We start from the raw sequence: 19,973 nt of genomic DNA, 5'->3' as shown, positions 1-19,973 counted from the left end.
GCGCGTACCGTGACCACCGATTCCTCCCCGCTCCCCGAGGGCGAGCCGCCCGTCCCGGACGACGTGTGGGACCGGTTCCTGGGCGACACCGAGCGCGACATCCGCGCGACGGCGCCCAAGGAGCCGTCCGCGCGGGCCCGGATCGTCGCCCGGCGACTGCGCGAGGACGACGCGCGGGCCGCCGAGGCGGAGAGCGCGCGGCGCCGCTTCGGGCGGCGTCGCCGCCCCGCGTCCGCCGCTCCCACCGCCTGGCGGACGACCACCACGGACGCCGGCGAGGCCCGGCTGGCCCGCAGGCGGCTGGTGCGCAGCACGGCCTGGGTGATCCTGGTGGTCCTCGTCGTGCTGGTCGCGCTCGCGCCCGGCCGCGCATGGTCCCTGGTCAGCGGAGGCGGCTGGAAGAACGGCGGCGCGAGCGCGCCCGGGCCCATCGCGCCGGCCCTCGCTCCCGTGACGCCCGCTTCCGCGGGGCCGGTTGCCTGAGCCACTGGCGGTGGACCGCGGCGGCATCCGGGGTGCCCCCGGGGGCGCGTTGCCGTCCGCCGCGCCGCGGTGGCTTGTCGCGCGGTTCCCCGCGCCCCTGCGGTAACCGGGGTGGTCCCGGGGGCACGCCGCCGTCTGGCGCGCCGCGGTGGCTGGTCGCGCACTTCCCCGCGCCCCTGCGGTAACGGGGGTGGTCCCGGGGGCGCGTTGCCGTCTGGCGCGCCGCGGTGGCTTGTCGCGCAGTTCCTCGCGCCCATGCGGTAACGGGGGTGGTCCCGGGGGTGCGTCGCCGTCTGGCGCGCCGCGGTGGCTTGTCGCGCAGTTCCCCGCGCCCCTGCGGCAGCCGGGCGTGCCCCGAGCCCACATTGCCGTCTGCTGGTCTCGTCGTGGCTGGTCGCGCAGTTCCCCGCGCCCCCGCGGCAGCCGGCGGTGGCTTGGGGGGAGGGCTGTCAGGTGTCCGTGGGGGTGCCGTTGGACTCGGTGGGGGGTTCGCCCGCCACGATGAGGTGGGCCAGGTGCTCGGCGATCTCCTCGCGCAGCACCTCGGGGATGCCCGCGTCGGTCACCAGGGTGTCCACGTCCTCCAGCGACGCGAACGAACTCAGGCCCACCGTCCCCCACTTGGTGTGGTCGGCGATGACCACCACCCGCCGGGCCGAGCGGACGAACTGCCGGTTGGTCTCCGCCTCCGCCAGGTTCGGCGTGGACAGGCCGGCCTCCACCGAGATGCCGTGCACGCCCAGGAACAGCAGGTCGAAGTGGAGCGACTGGATCGCCCGGTCGGCGACCGGGCCGACCAGCGTCTCGGACGGGGTGCGCACCCCGCCGGTGATCACCACGGTCGCTGTCGCCTCGCCGTGGTTGTTGCCCGGCCGGCGCTGCCCGGACTGGAACACGTCCGCCACCCGCACCGAGTTGGTGACCACGGTCAGGTCCGGCACCTCCAGCAGGTGGTGGGCCAGGGCGAAGGCGGTGGTGCCGCCGGCCAGGGCGATCGCGCTGCCGGGCGGCACCAGCGCGGCCGCGGCCCGTGCGATGGCCTCCTTGGCCCCCAGCTCCAGCGCGGACTTCGCCTCGAAGCCCGGCTCGTGGCTGCTGGCCTCGACCACCGGCACCGCGCCGCCGTGCACCTTCTCCACCACGCCCTGCCGGGCGAGCGCGTCCAGGTCGCGGCGCACGGTCATGTCGGAGACGTTCAGCCGCCGGGTCAGCTCGTTGACGCGCACGCCGCCGCGCCGCCGCACCTCGTCCAGAATCAGGGCCCGCCGCTGCTCCGCGAGGAGGTTCTGGTTGTCACTCACCCGTGACCCCGTCCCGTTTCGTGTCGTTGTGGTCAGTGCACTCGGCGCGCAGGCACCGCGCCAGGCGCCGGAGTGCTGCGGGTCATCCTTCCACGGGGGACCCCGCCAGGTGTACGCCGCATGACCGGTCCGTGGACGGGGGCGACCGCCGGCAGCCCGGACCCGCCCCGTCCTGACCGCCCGCCGAGCGGGGATTCGCGGGTGCGTGACGCGGGCACGAACCGCTCAGAGAACACGAGGAACGGGGGCACCAGTGGCCACGGACCTGGACACCGGAGCGCGCACCGCGACTCCCCTCGCCCTGGAACTGCTCGTCCACGGAGTGGGCGGCACCACCCCCCAGCAGATGCTCGGCGACCCGCACACCGTGCGCCTCGCCGGCGACGACACCGCCGGCATCCACCGCCGCTCCCGCGACGCCGACGCCGAGGAGCACCCCGAGCAGCGCGGCGACGAACCGGTCCAGGAGGCGTACTGCTGGTCCAACCTCACGTCGGGCAACGGCAGCCGGGCCCTGTGGCTGCTGCTGCTCCCGTTCATGGTCACCAACCTGGCGCACTGGATGCGCCCGCCGACCCGGCGCACCCGGCTGGCACGCGGCTACGAGGTGATCGTGCGGCTGCTCGCGCTGACCCTCACCGTGCTGCTCGTCGCCGCGGTCTGCGAGGTCGCCCTGGACATCGTCGGCTGGCAGTGCGCCGGCCGGGCCGGCTGCGCCCGCGGCAGGACGTGGCTCGGGTTCGCCTCGGCCGAGCACGGCGGCTGGTGGAGCCAGCCCGGTCGGCGCCTCGCCCTGGCCGCGGCCGCGCCCGTGGCGCTGACCGGCTTACTGTGGTGGCTGTCCCACCGCACCTGGTACGCCTACGAGTCGCAGCGCCCCGCCATCAGGCCCGGACCGCCCCCGCCGGGCACGCCGCCGCTGGCCCTGCCCGGCTTCTGGTACGGCCGCCGGTCCGTCGCCCGGCTGCGCACCGCCCACACCGCGGCCGGACTGCTCACCGTCACCACCGCGCTGTGCGTGCCCGCGCTCGCCTTCGACACCGAGCACGGCGACCCGGCGCTGCGCGCCGCGGGCTGGACCCTGGTGGGCGTGCTGGCCGCGCTGGCGGGCACCGCGGGCGCCGTGGTCTGCAACGCCGACCGCACGCTGGGCGGCCTCGACGACACCCCCGACCTGCGCACCACCCGGGTGCTGCTCGCCGGTTCCTCCGGCACGCTCGTCGCGGCCGCCGTCTACGGGGCCTGGAGCCGCCCGGGTTGGGCCTCCGAGGGGCGGCTGCCGTCCGCCCAGGCGTTCTCCGCGGTCACCATCTGCCAGGGCGGCCTGATCGCCGCCCTCGCGCTGTGCGCGGTGCTGCTGCACCGGGCCCCGCCCGCGGACTTCGAGGACTGCGGGGTGGCGCTGCGCGGCCTGGCGGGACCGGCCGTCGCCCTGCTCGGCTGCGCCCTCGGCGGGGTGCTGACCGGCGGTGTCGCCCAGCGCTGCGCGGCCTGGCTCGACGGCGGCCCCACGTCCGGTGGGCACGGCGGCCCGCTCGTCGGACCGCCCGCGGTCCTCACCTGGGAGGCGTCCGTCATCCCCGCCGTGCTGGCGCTCCTCGCGCTGGGCGCCGCGGTGCTCGCCGCCCGGCTGCGCCGCCGCGAGCACGCGCTGCGGCACGAGGTCGAGCAGATGTACCCGCACGAGGAGCACCACGCCTCGCGGACCCGGCTGATCGCCCGCGCCGTCGCCCGCGCCGGACTCACCGACTCCGCGCCGATGCTCGTCGCCGTGGTGTGCGCGGCGGCCTTCGCGCTCGGCGGCGGAGCGGTCGCCGGGGCGTGGGCCGGCGGCGGCACCCCGGACGAGGTGGCCGCCGGCGCTCCGGGGGTGCTGCGGGCGCTGGCCGGCACCGCCCAGTACCTCGGCTCGTGGCTGGTGGGCGCCGGCGTGGTGGCGCTCGTCGCGCTCGGCCGCCAGGCGTACCGCGACCCGTCCGCCCGCCGCACCGTCGGCATCCTGTGGGACGTCGGCACCTTCTGGCCGCGCGCCGCCCACCCGTTCGCGCCCCCCTGCTACGCCGAGCGCGCCGTGCCCGACCTCAGCTGGCGGATGGCCTCCTGGACCCAGTCCACCGGCGGGCGGATCATCATCTCCGGGCACTCCCAGGGCAGCGTGCTGGCCGCCGCCGCGGTCTGGCAGCTCGACCCCGCCGTGCGCGGCCGGGTCGCCCTGCTCACCTACGGCTGCCCGCTCGCCCGCCTCTACGGCCGCTGGTTCCCCGCCCACTTCGGCACCGCGCGGCTGCGCGACCTCCACGACGACATGCACGTCTGGAGCAACCTGTGGCGGCGCACCGACCCGATCGGCGGCCCGGTCGGCCTCGGCGCCCCGCACGACCCCGTCGACTGCGGGCCGCTGCTCGACCCGGCCGCCTACGGGCGCAGCCCGGCGCACCCGCTGCCCGAACCCGTCCTGGGGCACTCCGACTTTCAGGCCGACCCGGCGTTCGCCGAGCAGCGGGCCCTGCTGCTGGCCCGGCTGCCCGAGGCCAAGGGCGTGCCCGCTCAGGGCAGTTCGGGCAGATCCTCCGGGTAGAGCAGCTGCAGCTCCTCGTGCGTCGGCTCGTCGATGTGGGCCAGCCGCACCGCGTGCCGCTCCACCATCGCCTCGAACGTCTGCCGTGCGGTACGGCCGTTGCCGAACGCCGGTCCCTTGGGCAGCGCGGTGAAGAACTTCAGCAGCGCCTCACCGGTGTCCTCACCGAGCTGGTACTCGTGGTCGGCGGCCTGCGCCCGCACGATCTGCAGCAGCTCCGCCGAGGTGTAGTCGCCGAAGGTGATGGTCCGTGAGAAACGCGACGCCACACCGGGGTTGGACGCCAGGAAGCGCTCCATCTCCGCGGTGTAGCCGGCGACGATCACCACCACGGCCTCGCGGTGGTCCTCCATCAGCTTCACCAGCGTGTCGATCGCCTCGCGCCCGAAGTCCCGGCCGGCGTCCTCCGGGGCCAGCGCGTACGCCTCGTCGATGAACAGCACGCCGCCGCGGGCCCGGTCGAACGCCTCCTGGGTGCGGATCGCGGTCGAGCCGATGTGCTCGCCCACCAGGTCGACCCGGGCCACCTCCACCAGGTGCCCGCGCTCCAGCACGTCCAGCGACGCCAGGATCTCGCCGTACAGGCGCGCCACCGTCGTCTTGCCGGTGCCGGGGGAGCCGGTGAAGACCAGGTGCCGCCGCGGGGACGCCGCCTTGAGGCCGGCCTTCTCCCGCCGCCGGCCCACCGAGATCAGGTCTATCAGCGTGCGCACCTCGCGCTTGACGCCGTCCAGCCCGACCAGCGCGTCCAGTTCGCCGAGCACCTCGTCGCCCGCCCGCGCCGGGGCCTTCGGCTCCGGCGCGGCCTCCGGCCGCTGACCGGGCACGCCGCCCAGCAGGCCGTAGGACTGCGTGGCGGGCTGCGTCACCGGCGGCCCGGCGGGCACGGCAGGGACCGGCACCGGGACCTCCTCGACGGCGGCCCGGTCGCTGGTGCAGTCCTCGGTCACCGGGCCCGGCTCGGCGAACTCGTAACCCCCGCGCGCGCAGCGCTCGGTGCGGCACCGGGTGAGCGTGGAGCGGCAGCCGTCGATGACATGGAAGCCGTAGCCGCGGCTGCCCGTCACCCGGCAGCCGGTGAAGGTGCCGCGGCCCTCCGCGGACACGTACACCCCGGCCTCCGCCGCGTCGGTGACCGTGCAGCGCTCCAGCGTCGGGTCGGCGCCCTTGGTGACGATCACGCCCGTCTGCGCGCCGTCGATGGTGACCTGGGCGAGGGTGCCGCCGCTGCCGTGGTCGCGGAACCACGCGCCGGTCGACGCGTCGCGGATCCGGCAGTCGTCCAGCTGCACGCTCGCCCCGTCGCTCACCGACACCGCGGTGTTGCGGATCTGCGCGAAGTCGCTGTCCACGACGTCGGCCCGCGAACCGCGGTCCAGCACGAACAGCGCGTCCGGTACGTCGTGCACCCGGCAGGCGTCCAGTATCGCCACGGCGCCGTCGCTCACCCAGACCGCCGGGTAGTCGCCGGTGCTGTCGTGGATCTCGCAGTGGTCGGCGTCCGCGCGGGTGCCCGGGTCCCACACCGACAGGCCGTTGCGGCCGAAGCGGTGGACCGTGGAGCGGGTGAGGGTGAGCACCGAACGGGCCCGCAGGTCCACGGCGTTCTCCGGTATGTCGTGGATCTCGCAGTCGGCGAGCGCGAGCACCGCGTCGGTGTCCAGCGCGACGCCGTCGCCGGTGGTGCGGTGCACCCGGCAGTCGGTGAAGCTGCCGGTGGCCCGGGCGGACACCTGCACACCGGTGCCGCGGACCTCGAACACCTCGCAGCCCACGGCCTCCAGCGAGGTGCCCTCGCCGGTCACGGACACGCCCGCGCCGGAGGAGTGGTGGACGCGGCAGCGCTCCAGCCGGGGGCCGGCCCCGCCGCGCACCGAGACGCCGCTCTGGCCCGCGGCGACCACCTCGCACTCCTCGAACAGGCCGCCGGCGCCGTCAAGCACGCTGATGCCGAGACCGGCCGGGTTGTCGACGGTGCAGCGGCGCACGGTCGGGCGCGCGCCGTCCCGCACCTCCAGGCCCACGGCCGAGTGGGTGTTGAGGCGCAGCCCGGACAGCTCCGGCGCGCACGCCTCCACCAGCAGGGCGGCGGCGGAGGTGTCCTGGCCCTCCACCACGAGGTCGTGCACGGCACCCGAGGAGCGGAGGGTCAGCGCGACGCCGGAGGCCGGGGCGATCCGCACCGTGCCCGGGCCCTCCGCGCAGCGGAGCGTCACCGCCCGGTCGACGACCACGTTCTCCCGGTAGGTGCCCGGGGACACCGACAGCACGTCACCGTCGCTCGCCGCCGCCAAGGCGTCGGCGAGCGTGTCGTACTCACCTGTGCGGCGGCGCCACCGCGAACCGCTCGGGTTGGTGACCTGCACCACGCCATGTGCCATCGGGCTGCTCTGCCCCCACCTCTTGCGTCGGCCGACCGGGGATCAACCGTAGCGCGACCTGGCACCTCCGGTTGCCACCGTCTCGCCTCCCGGCGCCCCGGCCGTCGTGGGGACGGCTCCCACCGGGGCCTGCCTGGAGGCCGGCCGTGCCCGCTCGCCCGTGCGAGGCGTCACCCGTCCCGGCGGGCGGCGGGCTCAACCGCCCGCGCCCGTACGGCCCCAGTCCTGGCCGACGCGGGCCCACTCGCGCTCCCAGGAGTCCATGCGGCGCAGCATCAGGCGCCAGAGCAGGATCTGACGGAGCATCAGCAGCAGGCCGCCGGCCGCGGCGGCGGCCGCGACCCCGGCCAGCGCGGCGTGTGTCACGGCGGTCGGGGAGTCGAGCGGGGCCGGCACGATCGCGCCGTGCCGGTCGGTCCACAACCGGACCGTGTCGTTGTGCCACACCTCCAGGTCGGCCGGGACCATCGCGGTGTGCTTGCTGTGGTCGGGCCCGGTCCACACGAGCACGTCGCCGTGGCGGGCGTCCTGCTCGGCGGTGACCGCGGGCCCGTCGGCGGCCGCCGCCGTCTCCGTGCTGCGGGCGCTGCTCGCGGGCGCCACCGTGGCGGTCACCAGGGTGCGTTGGGCGTGCTGCACCCGCACCACGTGCTGCAGGGCGCGGTCCACGGACCGGCCGGCCCACCAGCCCAGCAGCGGGAGCAGGCACAGCAGAAGGACGGTCACCAGCCCGAGCCACGCCTCGGCCAGGTCGCTGCGCCGGCGCAGCGGATTGCGCCGCCACTGCCAGCCGAGCCGGCGGACGGTCGTGCGGCGACGTGCCGGCCGGCTCGCGAAAGCGCCCACGACGGCCACCCCCTTCACCCGTGCACCGCCGGTGGGCGGCGCTCCCCAAGCAGGAGTCCGCGCGCCCCGCGGTTGTGACACGGAAGCGCGCTACTCCACCACGCTCAACGGGTCACCGACTGACAGGGTTCCGCGGTTCTCGGGAATCAGGTTCTGGCCGAAGAGCAGCTTCGTGTCCACGTTGCGGTGCCGGCCGAGCGTGCGCAGCGGCTCCTTGCCGCGGGCACCCGTGGCCTGGTCGGTGGTGGTGACCACGCACCGGCCGCAGGGCTTGGCCACGCGGAAGGAGATCTCGCCGATCCGCACCCGGCGCCAGCCGTCCTCGGCCCACGGCGCAGTGCCGTCGACGACGACGTTCGGGCGGAACCGGTTCATCGGCAGCGGCCCCTCCTCCGCCCGGTCGCCCGCCGCGATCAGCGCGTTGAGGGCGTCCAGCGAGGCGGTGGTGGTGACCAGCAGCGGGTAGCCGTCGGCGAGGCTCACCGTCTCGCCCTGCTGCGCGTACCGCGGGTCCACCGGCCGCCGGAAGGCGGGATCGTCGAGGTGCACCAGCCGTACGGGCACGCCGAGATAGCCGCTGAACCAGCGGTCCGCCTCCTCGCCGGCGGGCAGCACCTCGACCTTGTCGGCGAACAGCCGCACCGTCTCCAGCGCCGCCGGCTCCGGCACCGGCACGCGCAACGGCCCGTGCCCGGGCGCCGACAGCCGCAGTCCCGAGTCCCCGTCCCGGACCGCGGCCACCAGGGCCAGGCTCGGCTGTTCCCGCTGGGTGACGGCCTTGTGCGTCCCGGCGTCGACGAGCATCCAGCGGCGGTCCCCCGCGAGCCCCCACGGCTCCACGACCGCCTTCCCCGTGCTGGTGCCGCGCAGCGACTTCACCGGGTACACGTGCAGCGCGCTCACTCGTGGGATGGTCATGGGCCCATCCTCGCAGGCGCCGCGGTGAGGTCAGCCCTGGTAGTAGCCGCCCTGGGCCGGCGGGGCGCCCAGCCCCAGGTTCCGGCGCGGGTACTGGTCCTCGGGGTGCCCGGGCATCTGCCGCGGCTGCATCGGCCGCGGCGGGACCGGGCGGGCCGCCTCGTAACCGCCGGGCTGCTGCTGCTGCGGGTGGCCGCCGTTGCCGTAGCCGTTGTACGCCGGGCGCGGCGCCTGCTGCGGGATGTACGGCGCCGGCGGCTGCGGCTGGCCCATCGACGGGTAGCTGTTGTGCACCGGTTGCGGCTGCGGGTGGTGCTGCTGGGCCGAGGGGCCGGACGGAAGGGCGGGCAGCGCCGGGAGAGCCGGCAGATTGCTGCCGCCGCCATAGGAGTTGTAGCCGGTGGAGTCGTACGGGGTGTACGCCGACGGCACTCGGATGGGGGCGATCTGCGGGGTGCCGCGTTCGGCGACGAGGCTGTCGTAGATCGGGGTGTCCGGAAAGGACGCAGACGAGGGGTAGCCGCCGTAGCCGCCACCGTACGAACCGCGGGGGGTGGTCATGAGCCATAAGTTAAGCCCACGATGTGGTCGTTGGGGAGACCGATTAGAAGGTTGTTTGGCGTGCAGCGAGTGACCTTCGTTCATCAATCTGAGCGAATCCTCGGAAAACGGTCACCCTTTCATGGTGTGATCAGGTAAAACGCGCCGCCGGGGGTGCTGTGGGGACCGAGGTGCGCAGGGACGGGCAGGGGAGGGGCACGCGATGGCGTTGCGCAGGGGGGAGAACGCGCCGCTGCCGACCGCCGTGGTGCGGTTGGAGTTCGGCAGATCCGCAGGTGGCGGCGGTCCGCGCACGGACCTGTGCGCCCTGCTGCTGACCGGGGATCGGAAGGCCCGCGGCGCCGCGGACTTCGTCCACGCGGCAGCTCCGGTGCACGGCTCGGCCGCGGTCCGGTACGAGGGGTCCGCCGATGACGGCGGGCAGGCCGTCGACAGCCTCACCGTCGACCTCGCCGCCGTCGGGCCCGCCGTGGAGACGGTCCTGGTCGTGGCCCGCAGCGACGGCGGGCCGTTCGGCGCCGTGCCGGGCATGTGGGTGCGGGCCCTGGCGGGCGGCGCGGAGGTGGTCCGCCACGACTGCGCGGACGCGTCCCGCGAGACGGCCTACGTGCTGGGCGAGTGCTACCGGCGGGGCGGCGGCTGGAAGTTCCGCGCGGTCGGCCAGGGCTACGAGAGCGGGCTCGCCGGGCTCGGCGCGGCGTACGGGCTGGCGCCCGACGCACTGCCCGGCCTTCCGCCACTGGCAGCCCCAACTGCCGCACCGGACACGGCCGTTGCGAGGCCCACCGGCCATGGTGACGGTTCCGGTGGCGGGTCCGGCGCTGTTGCCGGTCGTGTTGCCGGTTCCGGGGGCGGTGCTCCCGGCGCGTCCGGCGGTCCGGCCCCCGTCCTGCCTCCGCCCCCGCCCCCGGCTGCGGCCGCGGCTCCGCCTGCCGCCCCGCCACCGGTCCGGCTGTCGAAGGTCACGCTCACCAAGCAGGCGCCGGCCGTCTCGCTGGCCAAGCAGGGCGCCACCTCGGGGGCCCTGCGGGTCGCCCTCGACTGGGAGGCGCCGCAGCGCAGATGGGGCCAGCGGCCGGTCGACCTCGACCTGTGCGCCCTGTTCGAGCTGTCCGACGGCAGCAAGGGCGTGGTGCAGTCGCTCGGCGGCGCGTTCGGCGCCCTCGACCGGCCCCCGTTCATCCTGCTCGACGGCGACGACCGGTCCGGCGGCACCGGCGAGCACCTCACCCTCAACATGGACCGGGCGGCGTACTTCCGGCGCGTCCTGCTCTTCGTCACGATCTACCGGGGCGCCCGCAGCTTCGCCGGGCTCGACGCCCGGGTCACGCTGCGGCCCGAGCGCGGCGCCGACGTCGACTTCACCCTGGACGAGTGCACGGTCGAGTCCTCGGTGTGCGCCCTGGCCCTGCTGGTCCGCGAGGGCGAGGAACTGGTGGTCCGCCGCGAGGCGCGGTACCTGGTGCCGCGGCGCGGCGTCAGCCCGCAGCGCACCGTCGACTACGCGTACGGCTGGGGGCTCTCCTGGACGCCGGGCCGCAAGTGAGCCGGCACCGGCCCTGCCGCGCACGGCCCGGCGAGCCGGCCGGACGGCGTCGGGCCGCAGCGCCGGCCGGCGGGGCTCAGGCCGGGGTGTCGTCCGGCTGCGCGTCCGGGCGCGCGTAGGTGCGGCCCTTCCACGCGGCGCCGCGCCCGCGGTAGTGCTGCACCGCCGAGTCCACCGTCATCAGCAGGTACAGGGCGGCGGTGTACGGCAGCAGCGGTGCCAGCCACAGCGGTTGGCGGTAGTAGCGCAGCATCGGCAGGTAGGTGCCGGTCATCACCGCCCACGCGGCCAGGCCCAGTGCCGCGAGCGGCCAGGCGCCGGCCAGTGCGCCGCCGAGCGCGGCGGCCGGCGGCACCAGGTAGATGAGCGCGAGCCCCAGCACGGTGCCGGCCAGCACCGCCGGGTTGTGCCGCAGTTGGGCGTAGGCGCTGCGCGAGACCATCCGCCACAGCTCGCCGAGCCCCGGGTACGGGCGGACGCTGTCCACCCGGTCCGCCAGCCCCAGCCAGATCCGCCCGCCGGAGCGCTTCACGGCGCGGGACAGCGCGACGTCGTCGATCACTGACTGCCGGATCACGTCCGGCACGCCGGCGGCGGCCGCGGTGGAGGACCGCAGCAGCACGCAGCCGCCGGCCGCGGCGGCGGTACGGGAACCGGCGCGGTTGATCCAGCGGAACGGGTAGAGCTGCGCGAAGAAGTACACGAACGCCGGCACGATCAGGCGCTCCCAGCCGGTGGTGACCCGCAGCCGGGCCATCTGGGACACCATGTCGAGGTCGGCGGTGGTCGCCGCGGCCACCAACGCGCGCAGGCTGTCCGGCCGGTGCGCGATGTCGGCGTCGGTGAGCAGCAGGAACTCGGCACCGGTCTGGTCGCGCGCCTGGGCGATGCCGTGGCGCACCGCCCACAGCTTTCCGGTCCAGCCGGCCGGCGGCTCGCCCGGCGAGGTCACGGTCAACGGCAGCCCGCCGCCGGCCGCGTGCAGGGCGCGGGCGACGTCACCGGTGCCGTCGGAGCTCCCGTCGTCCACGAGGAAGACCGCGGCCTTCCCCGGGTACTCCTGCGCGAGCAGCGAGGGCAGGCTCATCGGCAGCACGTCCGCCTCGTCCCGCGCGGGGACGACCACGGCCACGTCGGGCCACTCCTGCGGCTCCCCGCCGGTGCGCGGCAGCCGCACGTCCGTCCGCCAGAACCCGCCCTGCCCGGCGAGCAGCCACACCCAGGCGCCGAGCGCCACCCCTGCCACCACGATCATCCCGTCCACGCCCCGCAGTCTGCCCCACCCCCGCCCCCGCCGGGAGGCACGGCACCCCCGCAACAGGGCCGGACCTGCCGCGTCGTGCCGGAGCGGGGCCCCGGGCTCCGCCCGCGGTGCCCTCCGGGTGCGTGGCCGGCACGGCGTCGCACCGTGACCGCGCCGCGCCGTCCCCGCTGAGCCGGTCCGTTCGCGGACCCGCCCCGGCGCGCCGGCCGGGCCGGAGCGACCGCATATGGTGGTGGGCGTGAAGATCGGGCTGGTGGATTCGGGGATCGGGTTGCTCGCCGCTGCCGCGGCGGTGCGCAGGTTCCGCGCGGACGCGGACCTGGTGCTGGCGTCGGACCCGGAGGGCATGCCCTGGGGACCGCGAAGCGCGGAGGACGTGACGGACCGCGCGCTGGCCTGCGCACGGGCCGCCGCCGCGCACGGGCTCGACGCGCTGATCGTCGCCTGCAACACCGCCTCCGTGCACGCCCTGCCCGCCCTGCGGGACGCGTTCGAGCCCGGGCTGCCCGTCATCGGCACCGTGCCGGCGATCAAGCCCGCCGCGGCCGTCCACCCTTCGGTGGCGATCTGGGCCACCCCGGCGACCACCGGCAGCCCCTACCAGCGCGCCCTGATCGAGGAGTTCGGCAACGGCGCGGAGATCACCGAGGTGCCGTGCCCCGGCCTCGCCGACGCGGTGCAGGGCGCGGACACCGTGGCCGTCGCGGCCGCGGTCGCCGCGGCTGCGGCCCTCACCCCGGCCGGCGTCGGTGCGATCGTGCTGGGCTGCACCCACTACGAGCTGGTCGGTGAGCGGATCGCCGCCGCCGTCCCGGGCGCCGCCCTGTACGGCTCCGCCGACGCGGTCGCCGCCCAGGCCCTGCGCAGGCTCGGCGCCGACGCGGTGCCCGAGCCCGCCGCGGCCCGCCCCGGCACGCTCGACGTGCTCCTCAACGGCCGCCCCGCCCCGCTCCCCGGCGTCGCCCTGGCCTACCCGGAAGGCGCACTGCTGGCTGCGACGCCCGCCACAGCTTGACGCGAGAGGCTGGCGAACCGCGGCCCCTTGAGTACGCTGCCAGACATGACGCACGCTCCTCGGCCGGCGAACCGTGCGCCCCAGGTGTGGACGGGCCGGGCCAGTAACCGCATGCAGTGGCTGCTCGCCGGGGCAGGCGCCGCCTGCCTCGCCCTGGGCATCCTGTTGGCCGTCAACGGCCCCGGCACCTCGGGTCTCGCACCCCTGGTGATGTCCGTCGTGGGCTGCCTGGCCGTGGGCCTGCTGGTGCTCTTCGGCACCATCGCCTTCACCCATGTGCACGTACGCATCGACCGCGACGCGGTCCAGGTGCGCTGCGGCCACATCGGGGTGCCGCGGCGCCGGATCCCGATGGAGGACGTGAGCGGCGCGCAGCTCGCCCCGCTGATCAGCCCGCGCGCCTGGGGCGGCTGGGGCTACCGCTGGCGGCCGGAGAAGGGCACCGCGGTGGTGGTGCGGCGCGGTCCCGGTGTGGTCATCGACCTCGGCACCGGGCACCGGTTCACGGTCACCGTCGACGACGCCGAAGGCGCCGTCCAGACCATCCGCGACCTGCTGCGGGTGCGCACCCGCGCGTCGGGCGACGGCGTCTGAGCCCTGGCGCGTCCGAGCCTCAGGTGGAGCGCAGGGCGCGCCCTTCCCGCAAGGGGGCGGCCGTCACCGAAGCCTCCCGGGCCGCCGGCCGCCTCTCACGGCTCCGCGGTCAGCGGCTGGGACGTCGCCATGCCGGCGAGGAACCCGGCTCCCGCGGTGACCACCGCGTAGCTCAGGACGTGGTCGACCGTGGCCATCATGGCCAGCCCGGTGAGCGCCGCCCCCGCCGTGAGCACGACCGGTGTCGGACGTGACGAGCGCCACAGCGCGCACAGCACCCAGCCGTAGGCCGCCGCGAGCAGCACCACCCCGGGGACGCCCTGCTCCGCCGCCAGCTGCAAGGGGGCCGACTGCGGCGACGGGGACGAGGGTGCCCCGGACGGCGGAAGGCCGCTGCTCTCGTCGCCGAACCGCTCGGGGCCGACCCCGCGCAGCGGGTGGTGCTCGGCCAGGGTCACGGCCTCGTGCCACAGCTGCACCCGCGGCTGGGTCAGCTGGCCGGTCAGGGACTCGGTCAGGCCGGACGGCAGGGCATCCACGGCCACCGCGTAACTGGTGCCGGCGGCCAGCGTCGCGGCGAGCGCCAGGCCGGCCAGCCCGAGCAGCCGGTGGTTCCGCATCCGGGCGGCGGCCAGCGAGCACAGGGTGACCGCGATCCCCGCGGCGAAGGCCGCCGCCGAGCCCAGGGCGAGCGCGGTCACCGCCGCGCCGGCGCCGACCACCCGCAGGGCGGTGCGGCGGACCCGGCCGGAGCAGGACCAGGCCGCGCAGCAGGCCGCCCCGGTGGCGAGCACGAGCAGGGCCGCGTCCGCGTTGGGGTAGCCGAGCGGCGGCGCGGCCGGGTGCGCCGCAAGGCGCGACGGCGGGACGAGGACCAGGGCCAGGACGGCGAGCGCCGCGGTGGCGGGCGCCAGCGCGGGCAGCAGCGCGCCGAGGATCCGGCCGGCCGCGTATCCCGCGGCGACGGCGAGCAGCGCGAGCAGCGTCCCCTCCGGCCGGGCCGGCCGTCCTGCCGCGGCGACCAGCGCCCAGACGGCGCAGCAGGCCATGACCGCGACGCCGGCCGCGTCGGTGGCCGCGCCGCGGGGGTGCAGGCCGGGCAGCGGCGCGCCGGCGGCACCGTCCCGGCCCGCCTGTGCCGCGTCCGGCGGATCGCCGGCCGTCGTGTCCATCCCCCGGTACCCCCTGCCGCCACGCGGGCGCGACGGGGTGCCGTCAGGCCCGCGTTCCCGCGTGGGCGCTCTGCTTCCGGGTCACCGTAACCGGTGCGGGGCCACCCTGTGGATATGTTGTGCAGGAACCTCGCCGCACATGTGAAACCTGGTGCTGATGTGGTGTTCACCCTCCATCTCGTAGGCTCTGCGCATGGCGACTCCCCAGTTCATCCAGGACATCCGCGCCAAGGCGGGGGACACCCTGCTGCTCCTGCCCGGCGTGGTCATGGTGGTCTTCGACGACCGCGGCCGGGTGCTGCTCAACCGGCGTGCGGACAACGGCAAGTGGGCCCTCATCAGCGGTATCCCCGATCCCGGTGAGCAGCCGGCCGAGGCCGCAGTGCGCGAGATCCACGAGGAGACCGGCGTGTCCGCGGTGGTCGAGCGGGTCCTCAGCGTCTTCACCAACGAGCGCGTGGTGTACCCCAACGGGGACCGGGCCCAGTACATCGACATCGTGCTCCGCTGCCGGGCGCTGTCCGGCGAGGCCCGGGTGAACGACGACGAGTCGCTGGAGGTCCGCTGGTTCGCCCTCGACGAGCTGCCCGCGCTGGGCCCGATCGCCCGCGGGCGGATCGAACTGGCGCTGCGCGACGAACCCGCCTGGTTCGCCCCGGCCACCGCTCCCGGACTGGACGACCCGGGCTTCGCGCCCTGAGCCGCAGGTCCTCCTCGGGGGTCTCCGGCTAGTTTCGTCATCAAGTCCAATCCTTGCGTGAAAACTGATTGAGTATTGCGCCCTCCTCTGATGGGATGCCTCTGCTTCGGCGCGTCGTGACGCGCGCCGGAGCCCGGTCCATCGCACACGGGGAGGGCGCAGATGTCCGAGGCCGCAGCCGCAGCACCGCTGATCGAGGCGGTCGACCTGCGGAAGGTGCACGCGCCGCGCGGCGAGGGCGCGCCCACCGAGGCCGTCGCCGGCATCGACTTCCGCGTACTGCGCGGCGAGGCCTTCGGCTTCCTCGGCCCCAACGGCGCCGGCAAGTCCACGACCATGCGGATGATCGGGGCCGTCTCGCCGGTGTCCGGCGGCCGGTTGCGCGTGCTGGGCATGGACCCGGCGGTCCACGGCGCGCGGATCCGCGCCCGGCTCGGCTCGGTACCCCAGGACGACACCCTGGACACCGAGTTGACGGTCCGGGAGAACCTGCTGGTGTACGGCAGGTACTTCGGGCTGCCGCGCGCGGTGGTGCGCGAACGCGCCGTGCGGCTCCTGGAGTTCGCCCGCCTGGAGGACAAGGCGGACGAGCAGGTGGAGGCGCTGTCCGGCGGAATGCGCCGCCGGCTGACCATCGCCCGCTCCCTGGTCAACGACCCCGAGATCCTGCTGCTCGACGAGCCCACCACCGGCCTGGACCCGCAGGCCCGGCACCTGCTGTGGGAGCGGCTGTTCCGGCTGAAGCAGCAGGGCGTCACCCTGCTGCTCACCACCCACTACATGGACGAGGCCGAGCAACTCTGCGACCGGATCGTGGTGATGGACCACGGCCGGATCGTCGCCGAGGGCAGCCCCGCCGAGCTGATCGCCCGCCACTGCACCCGCGAGGTACTGGAGTTGCGCTTCCCCGACGGCCGGCACCCGGAGTTCGCAGAGCGGTTCGCGGCGATCGGCGCGCGGCGCGAAGTGCTGCCCGACCGGCTGCTGGTGTACGCCGACGACGGCGAGGCCGCACTGGCCGCCGTGCACGCCACGGGAGCCGCACCGCAGACCGCCCTGGTCCGCAGGGCCGGCCTGGAGGACGTGTTCCTGACCCTGACCGGCCGGACGCTGGTGGACTGACATGACGACGGCACTCCCCGCCACCGAAGGCGGCACCGCACCACCCCACCCGCCCGGCGGCCGGCCGCGGCAGGGCGGGGCGGCACTGCTCGACACCCTGGCGGCCCGGCTGCCCGCCCTGCGGGAGTTCGGCTACTGGATGCGTCGCTACCGGCGGACCTGGCGCGGGTCCGTGGTCATCAGCGTGGTCAACCCGCTGCTGTTCCTCACCGCGCTCGGCGCCGGCCTCGGCAAGCTCGTCGACGCCCACCACAGCGGGCAGTTGGCCGGGACGCCGTACCTGCACTTCCTCGCGCCCGGCCTGCTGGCCGCCTCCGCGATGCAGAACGGCTTCATCGAAGGCGCCTTCCCGGTCGTCCAGTCGGCCGGGCCGCAGGGCAACTACCCCGCGGCGGCGGCCACTCCGATGCGCCCCGGCGACATCCTCGCCGGGCACCTGCTGTTCGTGGCCTTCCGGGTCCTGCTGAGCGGGATGCTCTTCCTCGCCGTCGTCACCGCGTTCGGCGTCGTCGGCCCGCTCCGGGCGCTGCTGACCGCCGGGCCGGTGCTGCTCACCGGGCTCGCGTTCGCCGCGCCGCTGATGGCCTGGGCGGTCGCCGTCGACCGGCAGAGCCGGCTCAACGGCCTCTACCGGTTCGTGGTGATGCCCCTGTACATGTTCTCCGGCACCTTCTTCCCGATCGGCCAACTCCCCGGCTGGGCCCGGCCGATCGCCGAGTGCACGCCGCTGTACCAAGGGGTGGCGCTGACCCGCGTCACCGCGCTGGGCACCCTGCACCCAGGCGCGGCCGCGGTCCACCTCGCCTACCTGCTGGCGCTCGCCGCCGCCGGCACCGCCTGGGCCGGCCGCCGGTACGTCCGCCGGCTGCACCGCTGAAAGGAGCGACGTGCTCACCGCGCTGCTGAGGAAGCCGGGCCTGGCCGGCCCGGTCACCCTGGTCGAACGCAACCTCGTGATCCACCGCCACACCTGGTACCTGCTGCTCGCCGAGGTCTTCGAGCCGCTGCTGTACCTGCTGTCGATGGGCGTGGGCATCGGCGCCCTGGTCGGCCACGTGCCGGGCCTCGGCGACCCCTCGGTCAGCTACGTCGAGTTCGTCGCCCCCGCGCTGCTGGCCACGGCGGCGATGAACGGCGCCATGAACGAGACCACGTTCAACCTCTACGCCAAGCTGAGGATGCTGCACACCTACGACTCGATCCTGGCAACGCCGCTGCGGGTCAGGGACGTTGCGGTCGGCGAGGTGCTGTGGGCGCTGCTGCGCGGCACGGCCGTCACCGTGGTGTTCGGCGCGGTCGTCGCGGCGTTCGGCCTGGTCCACTCGGCCTGGGCGGTGCTGATGCTGCCCGGCGCGCTGCTCATCGCGTTCGCCTTCGCGGCCGCCGGGCTGGCCGTCGTGACGTACCTGCGCAGTTGGCAGGACTTCCAGCTGATCCAACTGGTGATGCTGCCGATGTTCCTGTTCGCCACCACCTTCTACCCGCTGGGCGTCTACGCCCGCCCGGTGCAGGTGCTGGTGGAGTGCCTGCCGCTGTACCAGAGCATCGAGCTGATCCGGGAGCCCGCCCTCGGCACGGTGGACGCCCGGGTCGCGGTCGCCGCGGGCTACCTCCTGGTCCTCGGCGCCCTGGCCACCGTCCTGGCGCTGCGGCGGCTGGAACGCACCCTCGTGCGGTGATCCGGCGGGAGTGCGAGCGGTGTCCCTGGGCGCGGCGAGCCCGCCACGGCGGCCGTTGCGGATGACGGCCGCGCGAGCGGTGCTGACGGACTCTCAACCCCTCGATGGCCTGCGGACTTTGTCAGTGCTTGGCGGTAAAATCGAGAGTGTTCGAGAGGGTTGGCCGACGCCTCTGGAGGATGCCGATGGCTGCTGCCGTACTTCCCCTGCCGATGTCCCTGCCGATGCCGATGTCGTTGCCGAAGAAGCCGTTGCCGGCCGGGCTGCCGCGCGAGTGGTACATCGCGCACAACCGCCGGCTGAAGACGATGCGCCTGGTCATAGCCCTGCTCGACTCGGGGGTCTACGAGCCGGCCCAGGCCGGCAACCGCCGGATACGCCTCACCGCCGAGCTGATCGGCGTGCACCCGCCGTCCGACATCACCTGCCGCATGGTCCGCGCCCTGCTCGCCTACGGGCGCTGACCGCCCGCTCGCACCGGGCCCCCTCCGCCGGCCACGGCGGAGGGGGCCCGTTCACGTGCCCGCCGGCCCAAGGGCGTACGGGCGTTACGGGCGCCGGACCCCGCGGTCGCCGGCACGAGCGGTGCCGGCCGTCAGGCCTTGCGGTAGTCGTACGCCTCCCCGGCCGCCGCGGCGACCGCGTCGATGTCCGCCCCGGCCGAGGCGGAGACCACCGCGGCGACCGCCCCCTCCAGGAACGGAGCGTCCACCAGGCGTGCCCCGGACGGCAGTTCATCATCCGCCAGCAGCGCCTTGACGGTGAGCACGGCGCTGCCCAGGTCCGCGATGACCGCCACGCCCACGCCGCGGTCGACCGACCGGGCGGCGGAGGCGATCAGGTCGGAGCTGGTGCCGAGGCCGCCGTCCGGGCCGCCGCCGGCCGGGGCCACCGGCACCTCGGCGGCGCCCCCGGTCAGGCCCGCGGCCAGCTCGGCCACCGACCGGGCCACGGACGCGCTGTGCGAGACCAGGACGACACCGACCAGGGGAGCGGACGACCCCGCGCCCCGCGGGTCGGATGACGGGGAGGGGGAGCCGGGAGCGGCGGGCGGGGTCATGCGCCGACCTCCCGGGCGGTGTCCGCGAACGCGGTGACCAGCAGGGCGGACGACGTCGCGCCCGGGTCCTGGTGGCCGATGCTGCGCTCGCCGAGGTAGCTGGCCCGGCCCTTGCGGGCGCGCATCGGCGTGGTGGCCTCGGCCCCCTCGCCGGCCGCCGTCGCGGCCGCGGCGAGGGCGTCCGCGGTGCCGCTGCCCGCGTCCAGGGCCTTCGCCAGCGCGTCGACGGCCGGGATCAGCGCGTCCAGCATCGTCTTGTCGCCCGGCGCGGCACCGCCCAGCTGGCCGACGCCCTCGACGCCGGCGCGCAGCGCGTCCGCCAACTGCGCCGTGGTGACCGCCGGTTCGTCACCGAGCGCCTTGCCCGCGCGGCGCAGCAGGGTCCCGTACAGCGGGCCGGAGGCACCGCCGACGGTCGAGATCAGCTGCCGGCCCACGGCCACCAGCACGCCGCCCGGCGTGTCCGGCGGCTCCTGCTCGACCGCGGTGCGCGCGGCGACGAAGCCGCGGCGCATGTTCGTGCCGTGGTCGGCGTCGCCGATCGGGGAGTCCAGCTGGGTCAGGGCGGCCGCCTCGCGGTCGACGGCGGTGGTCGCCGCGTCCAGCCAGCGGCGGACGAACGCCGCGTCGATCGGGGAGCCGCCTTCAGGGAGCGCGTTCATACGGTGCCTTTCCGCGGGTGCCGTGCGGGTCGAGCCGGTCGGGCCGGTCGTGCGGCCTGCGGGCCGCGGGGGCGCGCAGGCACGGCGTGCA

At 75.6% G+C, this 19,973-nt stretch carries 19 protein-coding genes; 10 read left to right on the top strand and 9 right to left on the bottom strand.

Features of this window, described 5'->3' with window-relative positions; translation table 11 throughout:
- The first annotated feature begins 9 nt into the window (after positions 1-9).
- A complete protein-coding gene (locus ACH4TG_RS37815; protein ID WP_398247287.1) occupies positions 10-483 on the top strand; it encodes a hypothetical protein in 474 nt (157 codons plus the stop codon).
- Positions 484-932: 449 nt separating this feature from the next.
- Here ACH4TG_RS37815 and ACH4TG_RS37810 read toward each other — a convergent pair whose 3' ends face one another.
- Positions 933-1,784, bottom strand: coding sequence for a DeoR/GlpR family DNA-binding transcription regulator (locus ACH4TG_RS37810; protein ID WP_398247285.1), 852 nt, complete (start codon positions 1,782-1,784; stop codon positions 933-935).
- 253 nt (positions 1,785-2,037) lie between these two features.
- Here ACH4TG_RS37810 and ACH4TG_RS37805 point away from each other — a divergent pair, with 253 nt between their 5' ends.
- Complete coding sequence (locus ACH4TG_RS37805) at positions 2,038-4,362, top strand: hypothetical protein (RefSeq protein ID WP_398247283.1); 2,325 nt, start codon at positions 2,038-2,040, stop codon at positions 4,360-4,362.
- On the opposite strand, the gene ACH4TG_RS37800 is transcribed toward ACH4TG_RS37805, so the two are convergent.
- The 4 genes from ACH4TG_RS37800 to ACH4TG_RS37785 form a co-directional block, all read right to left on the bottom strand.
- Positions 4,332-6,743, bottom strand: a complete 2,412-nt coding sequence (locus tag ACH4TG_RS37800; protein ID WP_398247281.1) for a right-handed parallel beta-helix repeat-containing protein — start codon at positions 6,741-6,743, stop codon at positions 4,332-4,334. The two genes, ACH4TG_RS37805 and ACH4TG_RS37800, sit on opposite strands and share 31 nt — an antisense overlap.
- A gap of 195 nt (positions 6,744-6,938) precedes the next feature.
- Positions 6,939-7,589, bottom strand: a complete 651-nt coding sequence (locus tag ACH4TG_RS37795; protein ID WP_398247279.1) for a hypothetical protein — start codon at positions 7,587-7,589, stop codon at positions 6,939-6,941.
- A gap of 90 nt (positions 7,590-7,679) precedes the next feature.
- The gene (locus tag ACH4TG_RS37790; protein ID WP_398247277.1) at positions 7,680-8,507 is read right to left on the bottom strand and encodes an MOSC domain-containing protein; all 828 of its coding nucleotides are present in this window, start codon (positions 8,505-8,507) and stop codon (positions 7,680-7,682) included.
- Between the two features lie 30 nt (positions 8,508-8,537).
- Positions 8,538-9,068, bottom strand: coding sequence for a DUF6643 family protein (locus ACH4TG_RS37785; RefSeq protein ID WP_398247275.1), 531 nt, complete (start codon positions 9,066-9,068; stop codon positions 8,538-8,540).
- 202 nt (positions 9,069-9,270) lie between these two features.
- On the opposite strand from ACH4TG_RS37785, the gene ACH4TG_RS37780 reads away from it, so the two are divergent.
- Entirely contained in the window at positions 9,271-10,614 is a 1,344-nt protein-coding gene (locus ACH4TG_RS37780) for a TerD family protein (RefSeq protein WP_398247273.1), read from the top strand.
- Between the two features lie 76 nt (positions 10,615-10,690).
- On the opposite strand, the gene ACH4TG_RS37775 is transcribed toward ACH4TG_RS37780, so the two are convergent.
- The gene (locus ACH4TG_RS37775) at positions 10,691-11,869 is read right to left on the bottom strand and encodes a glycosyltransferase (protein WP_398247342.1); all 1,179 of its coding nucleotides are present in this window, start codon (positions 11,867-11,869) and stop codon (positions 10,691-10,693) included.
- 247 nt (positions 11,870-12,116) lie between these two features.
- Between ACH4TG_RS37775 and ACH4TG_RS37770 the strand changes: the two genes are divergently transcribed.
- Positions 12,117-12,893, top strand: a complete 777-nt coding sequence (locus ACH4TG_RS37770; protein ID WP_398247271.1) for a glutamate racemase — start codon at positions 12,117-12,119, stop codon at positions 12,891-12,893.
- A 45-nt stretch (positions 12,894-12,938) separates the two neighbouring features.
- Entirely contained in the window at positions 12,939-13,487 is a 549-nt protein-coding gene (locus tag ACH4TG_RS37765; RefSeq protein ID WP_398247269.1) for a hypothetical protein, read from the top strand.
- A 95-nt stretch (positions 13,488-13,582) separates the two neighbouring features.
- Here ACH4TG_RS37765 and ACH4TG_RS37760 read toward each other — a convergent pair whose 3' ends face one another.
- The gene (locus ACH4TG_RS37760) at positions 13,583-14,659 is read right to left on the bottom strand and encodes an O-antigen ligase family protein (RefSeq protein ID WP_398247267.1); all 1,077 of its coding nucleotides are present in this window, start codon (positions 14,657-14,659) and stop codon (positions 13,583-13,585) included.
- Between the two features lie 193 nt (positions 14,660-14,852).
- Here ACH4TG_RS37760 and ACH4TG_RS37755 point away from each other — a divergent pair, with 193 nt between their 5' ends.
- From ACH4TG_RS37755 to ACH4TG_RS37735, 5 genes are all read left to right on the top strand, one after another.
- A complete protein-coding gene (locus tag ACH4TG_RS37755) occupies positions 14,853-15,359 on the top strand; it encodes an NUDIX hydrolase (RefSeq protein ID WP_398247265.1) in 507 nt (168 codons plus the stop codon).
- Positions 15,360-15,521: 162 nt separating this feature from the next.
- A complete protein-coding gene (locus tag ACH4TG_RS37750; protein WP_398247263.1) occupies positions 15,522-16,481 on the top strand; it encodes an ABC transporter ATP-binding protein in 960 nt (319 codons plus the stop codon).
- A 1-nt stretch (position 16,482) separates the two neighbouring features.
- Positions 16,483-17,358 carry an ABC transporter permease gene (locus tag ACH4TG_RS37745; RefSeq protein ID WP_398247261.1) on the top strand — a complete coding sequence of 292 codons (876 nt, stop codon included), beginning with the start codon at positions 16,483-16,485 and terminating at the stop codon, positions 17,356-17,358.
- 10 nt (positions 17,359-17,368) lie between these two features.
- A complete protein-coding gene (locus tag ACH4TG_RS37740; RefSeq protein WP_398247259.1) occupies positions 17,369-18,160 on the top strand; it encodes an ABC transporter permease in 792 nt (263 codons plus the stop codon).
- Positions 18,161-18,339: 179 nt separating this feature from the next.
- Positions 18,340-18,624, top strand: a complete 285-nt coding sequence (locus tag ACH4TG_RS37735; RefSeq protein WP_398247257.1) for a hypothetical protein — start codon at positions 18,340-18,342, stop codon at positions 18,622-18,624.
- A gap of 131 nt (positions 18,625-18,755) precedes the next feature.
- On the opposite strand, the gene ACH4TG_RS37730 is transcribed toward ACH4TG_RS37735, so the two are convergent.
- Both ACH4TG_RS37730 and dhaL read right to left on the bottom strand, forming a co-directional pair.
- Positions 18,756-19,220: a PTS-dependent dihydroxyacetone kinase phosphotransferase subunit DhaM gene (locus tag ACH4TG_RS37730; RefSeq protein ID WP_398247255.1), complete on the bottom strand. Its 465-nt coding sequence runs from the start codon at positions 19,218-19,220 to the stop codon at positions 18,756-18,758.
- On the bottom strand, positions 19,217-19,882 hold the full coding sequence (dhaL, locus tag ACH4TG_RS37725) for a dihydroxyacetone kinase subunit DhaL (RefSeq protein WP_398247253.1): 666 nt from the start codon (positions 19,880-19,882) through the stop codon (positions 19,217-19,219). Before dhaL ends, ACH4TG_RS37730 begins: the two co-directional genes overlap by 4 nt.
- Positions 19,883-19,973: the final 91 nt, after the last annotated feature.

Source organism: Streptomyces sp. NPDC020917 (assembly GCF_044333795.1).
Taxonomy (GTDB): Bacteria; Actinomycetota; Actinomycetes; order Streptomycetales; family Streptomycetaceae; genus Actinacidiphila.
The sequence above is the reverse complement of the archived record's forward strand: the minus strand, read 5'-3'. Positions and strand labels throughout refer to the sequence as shown.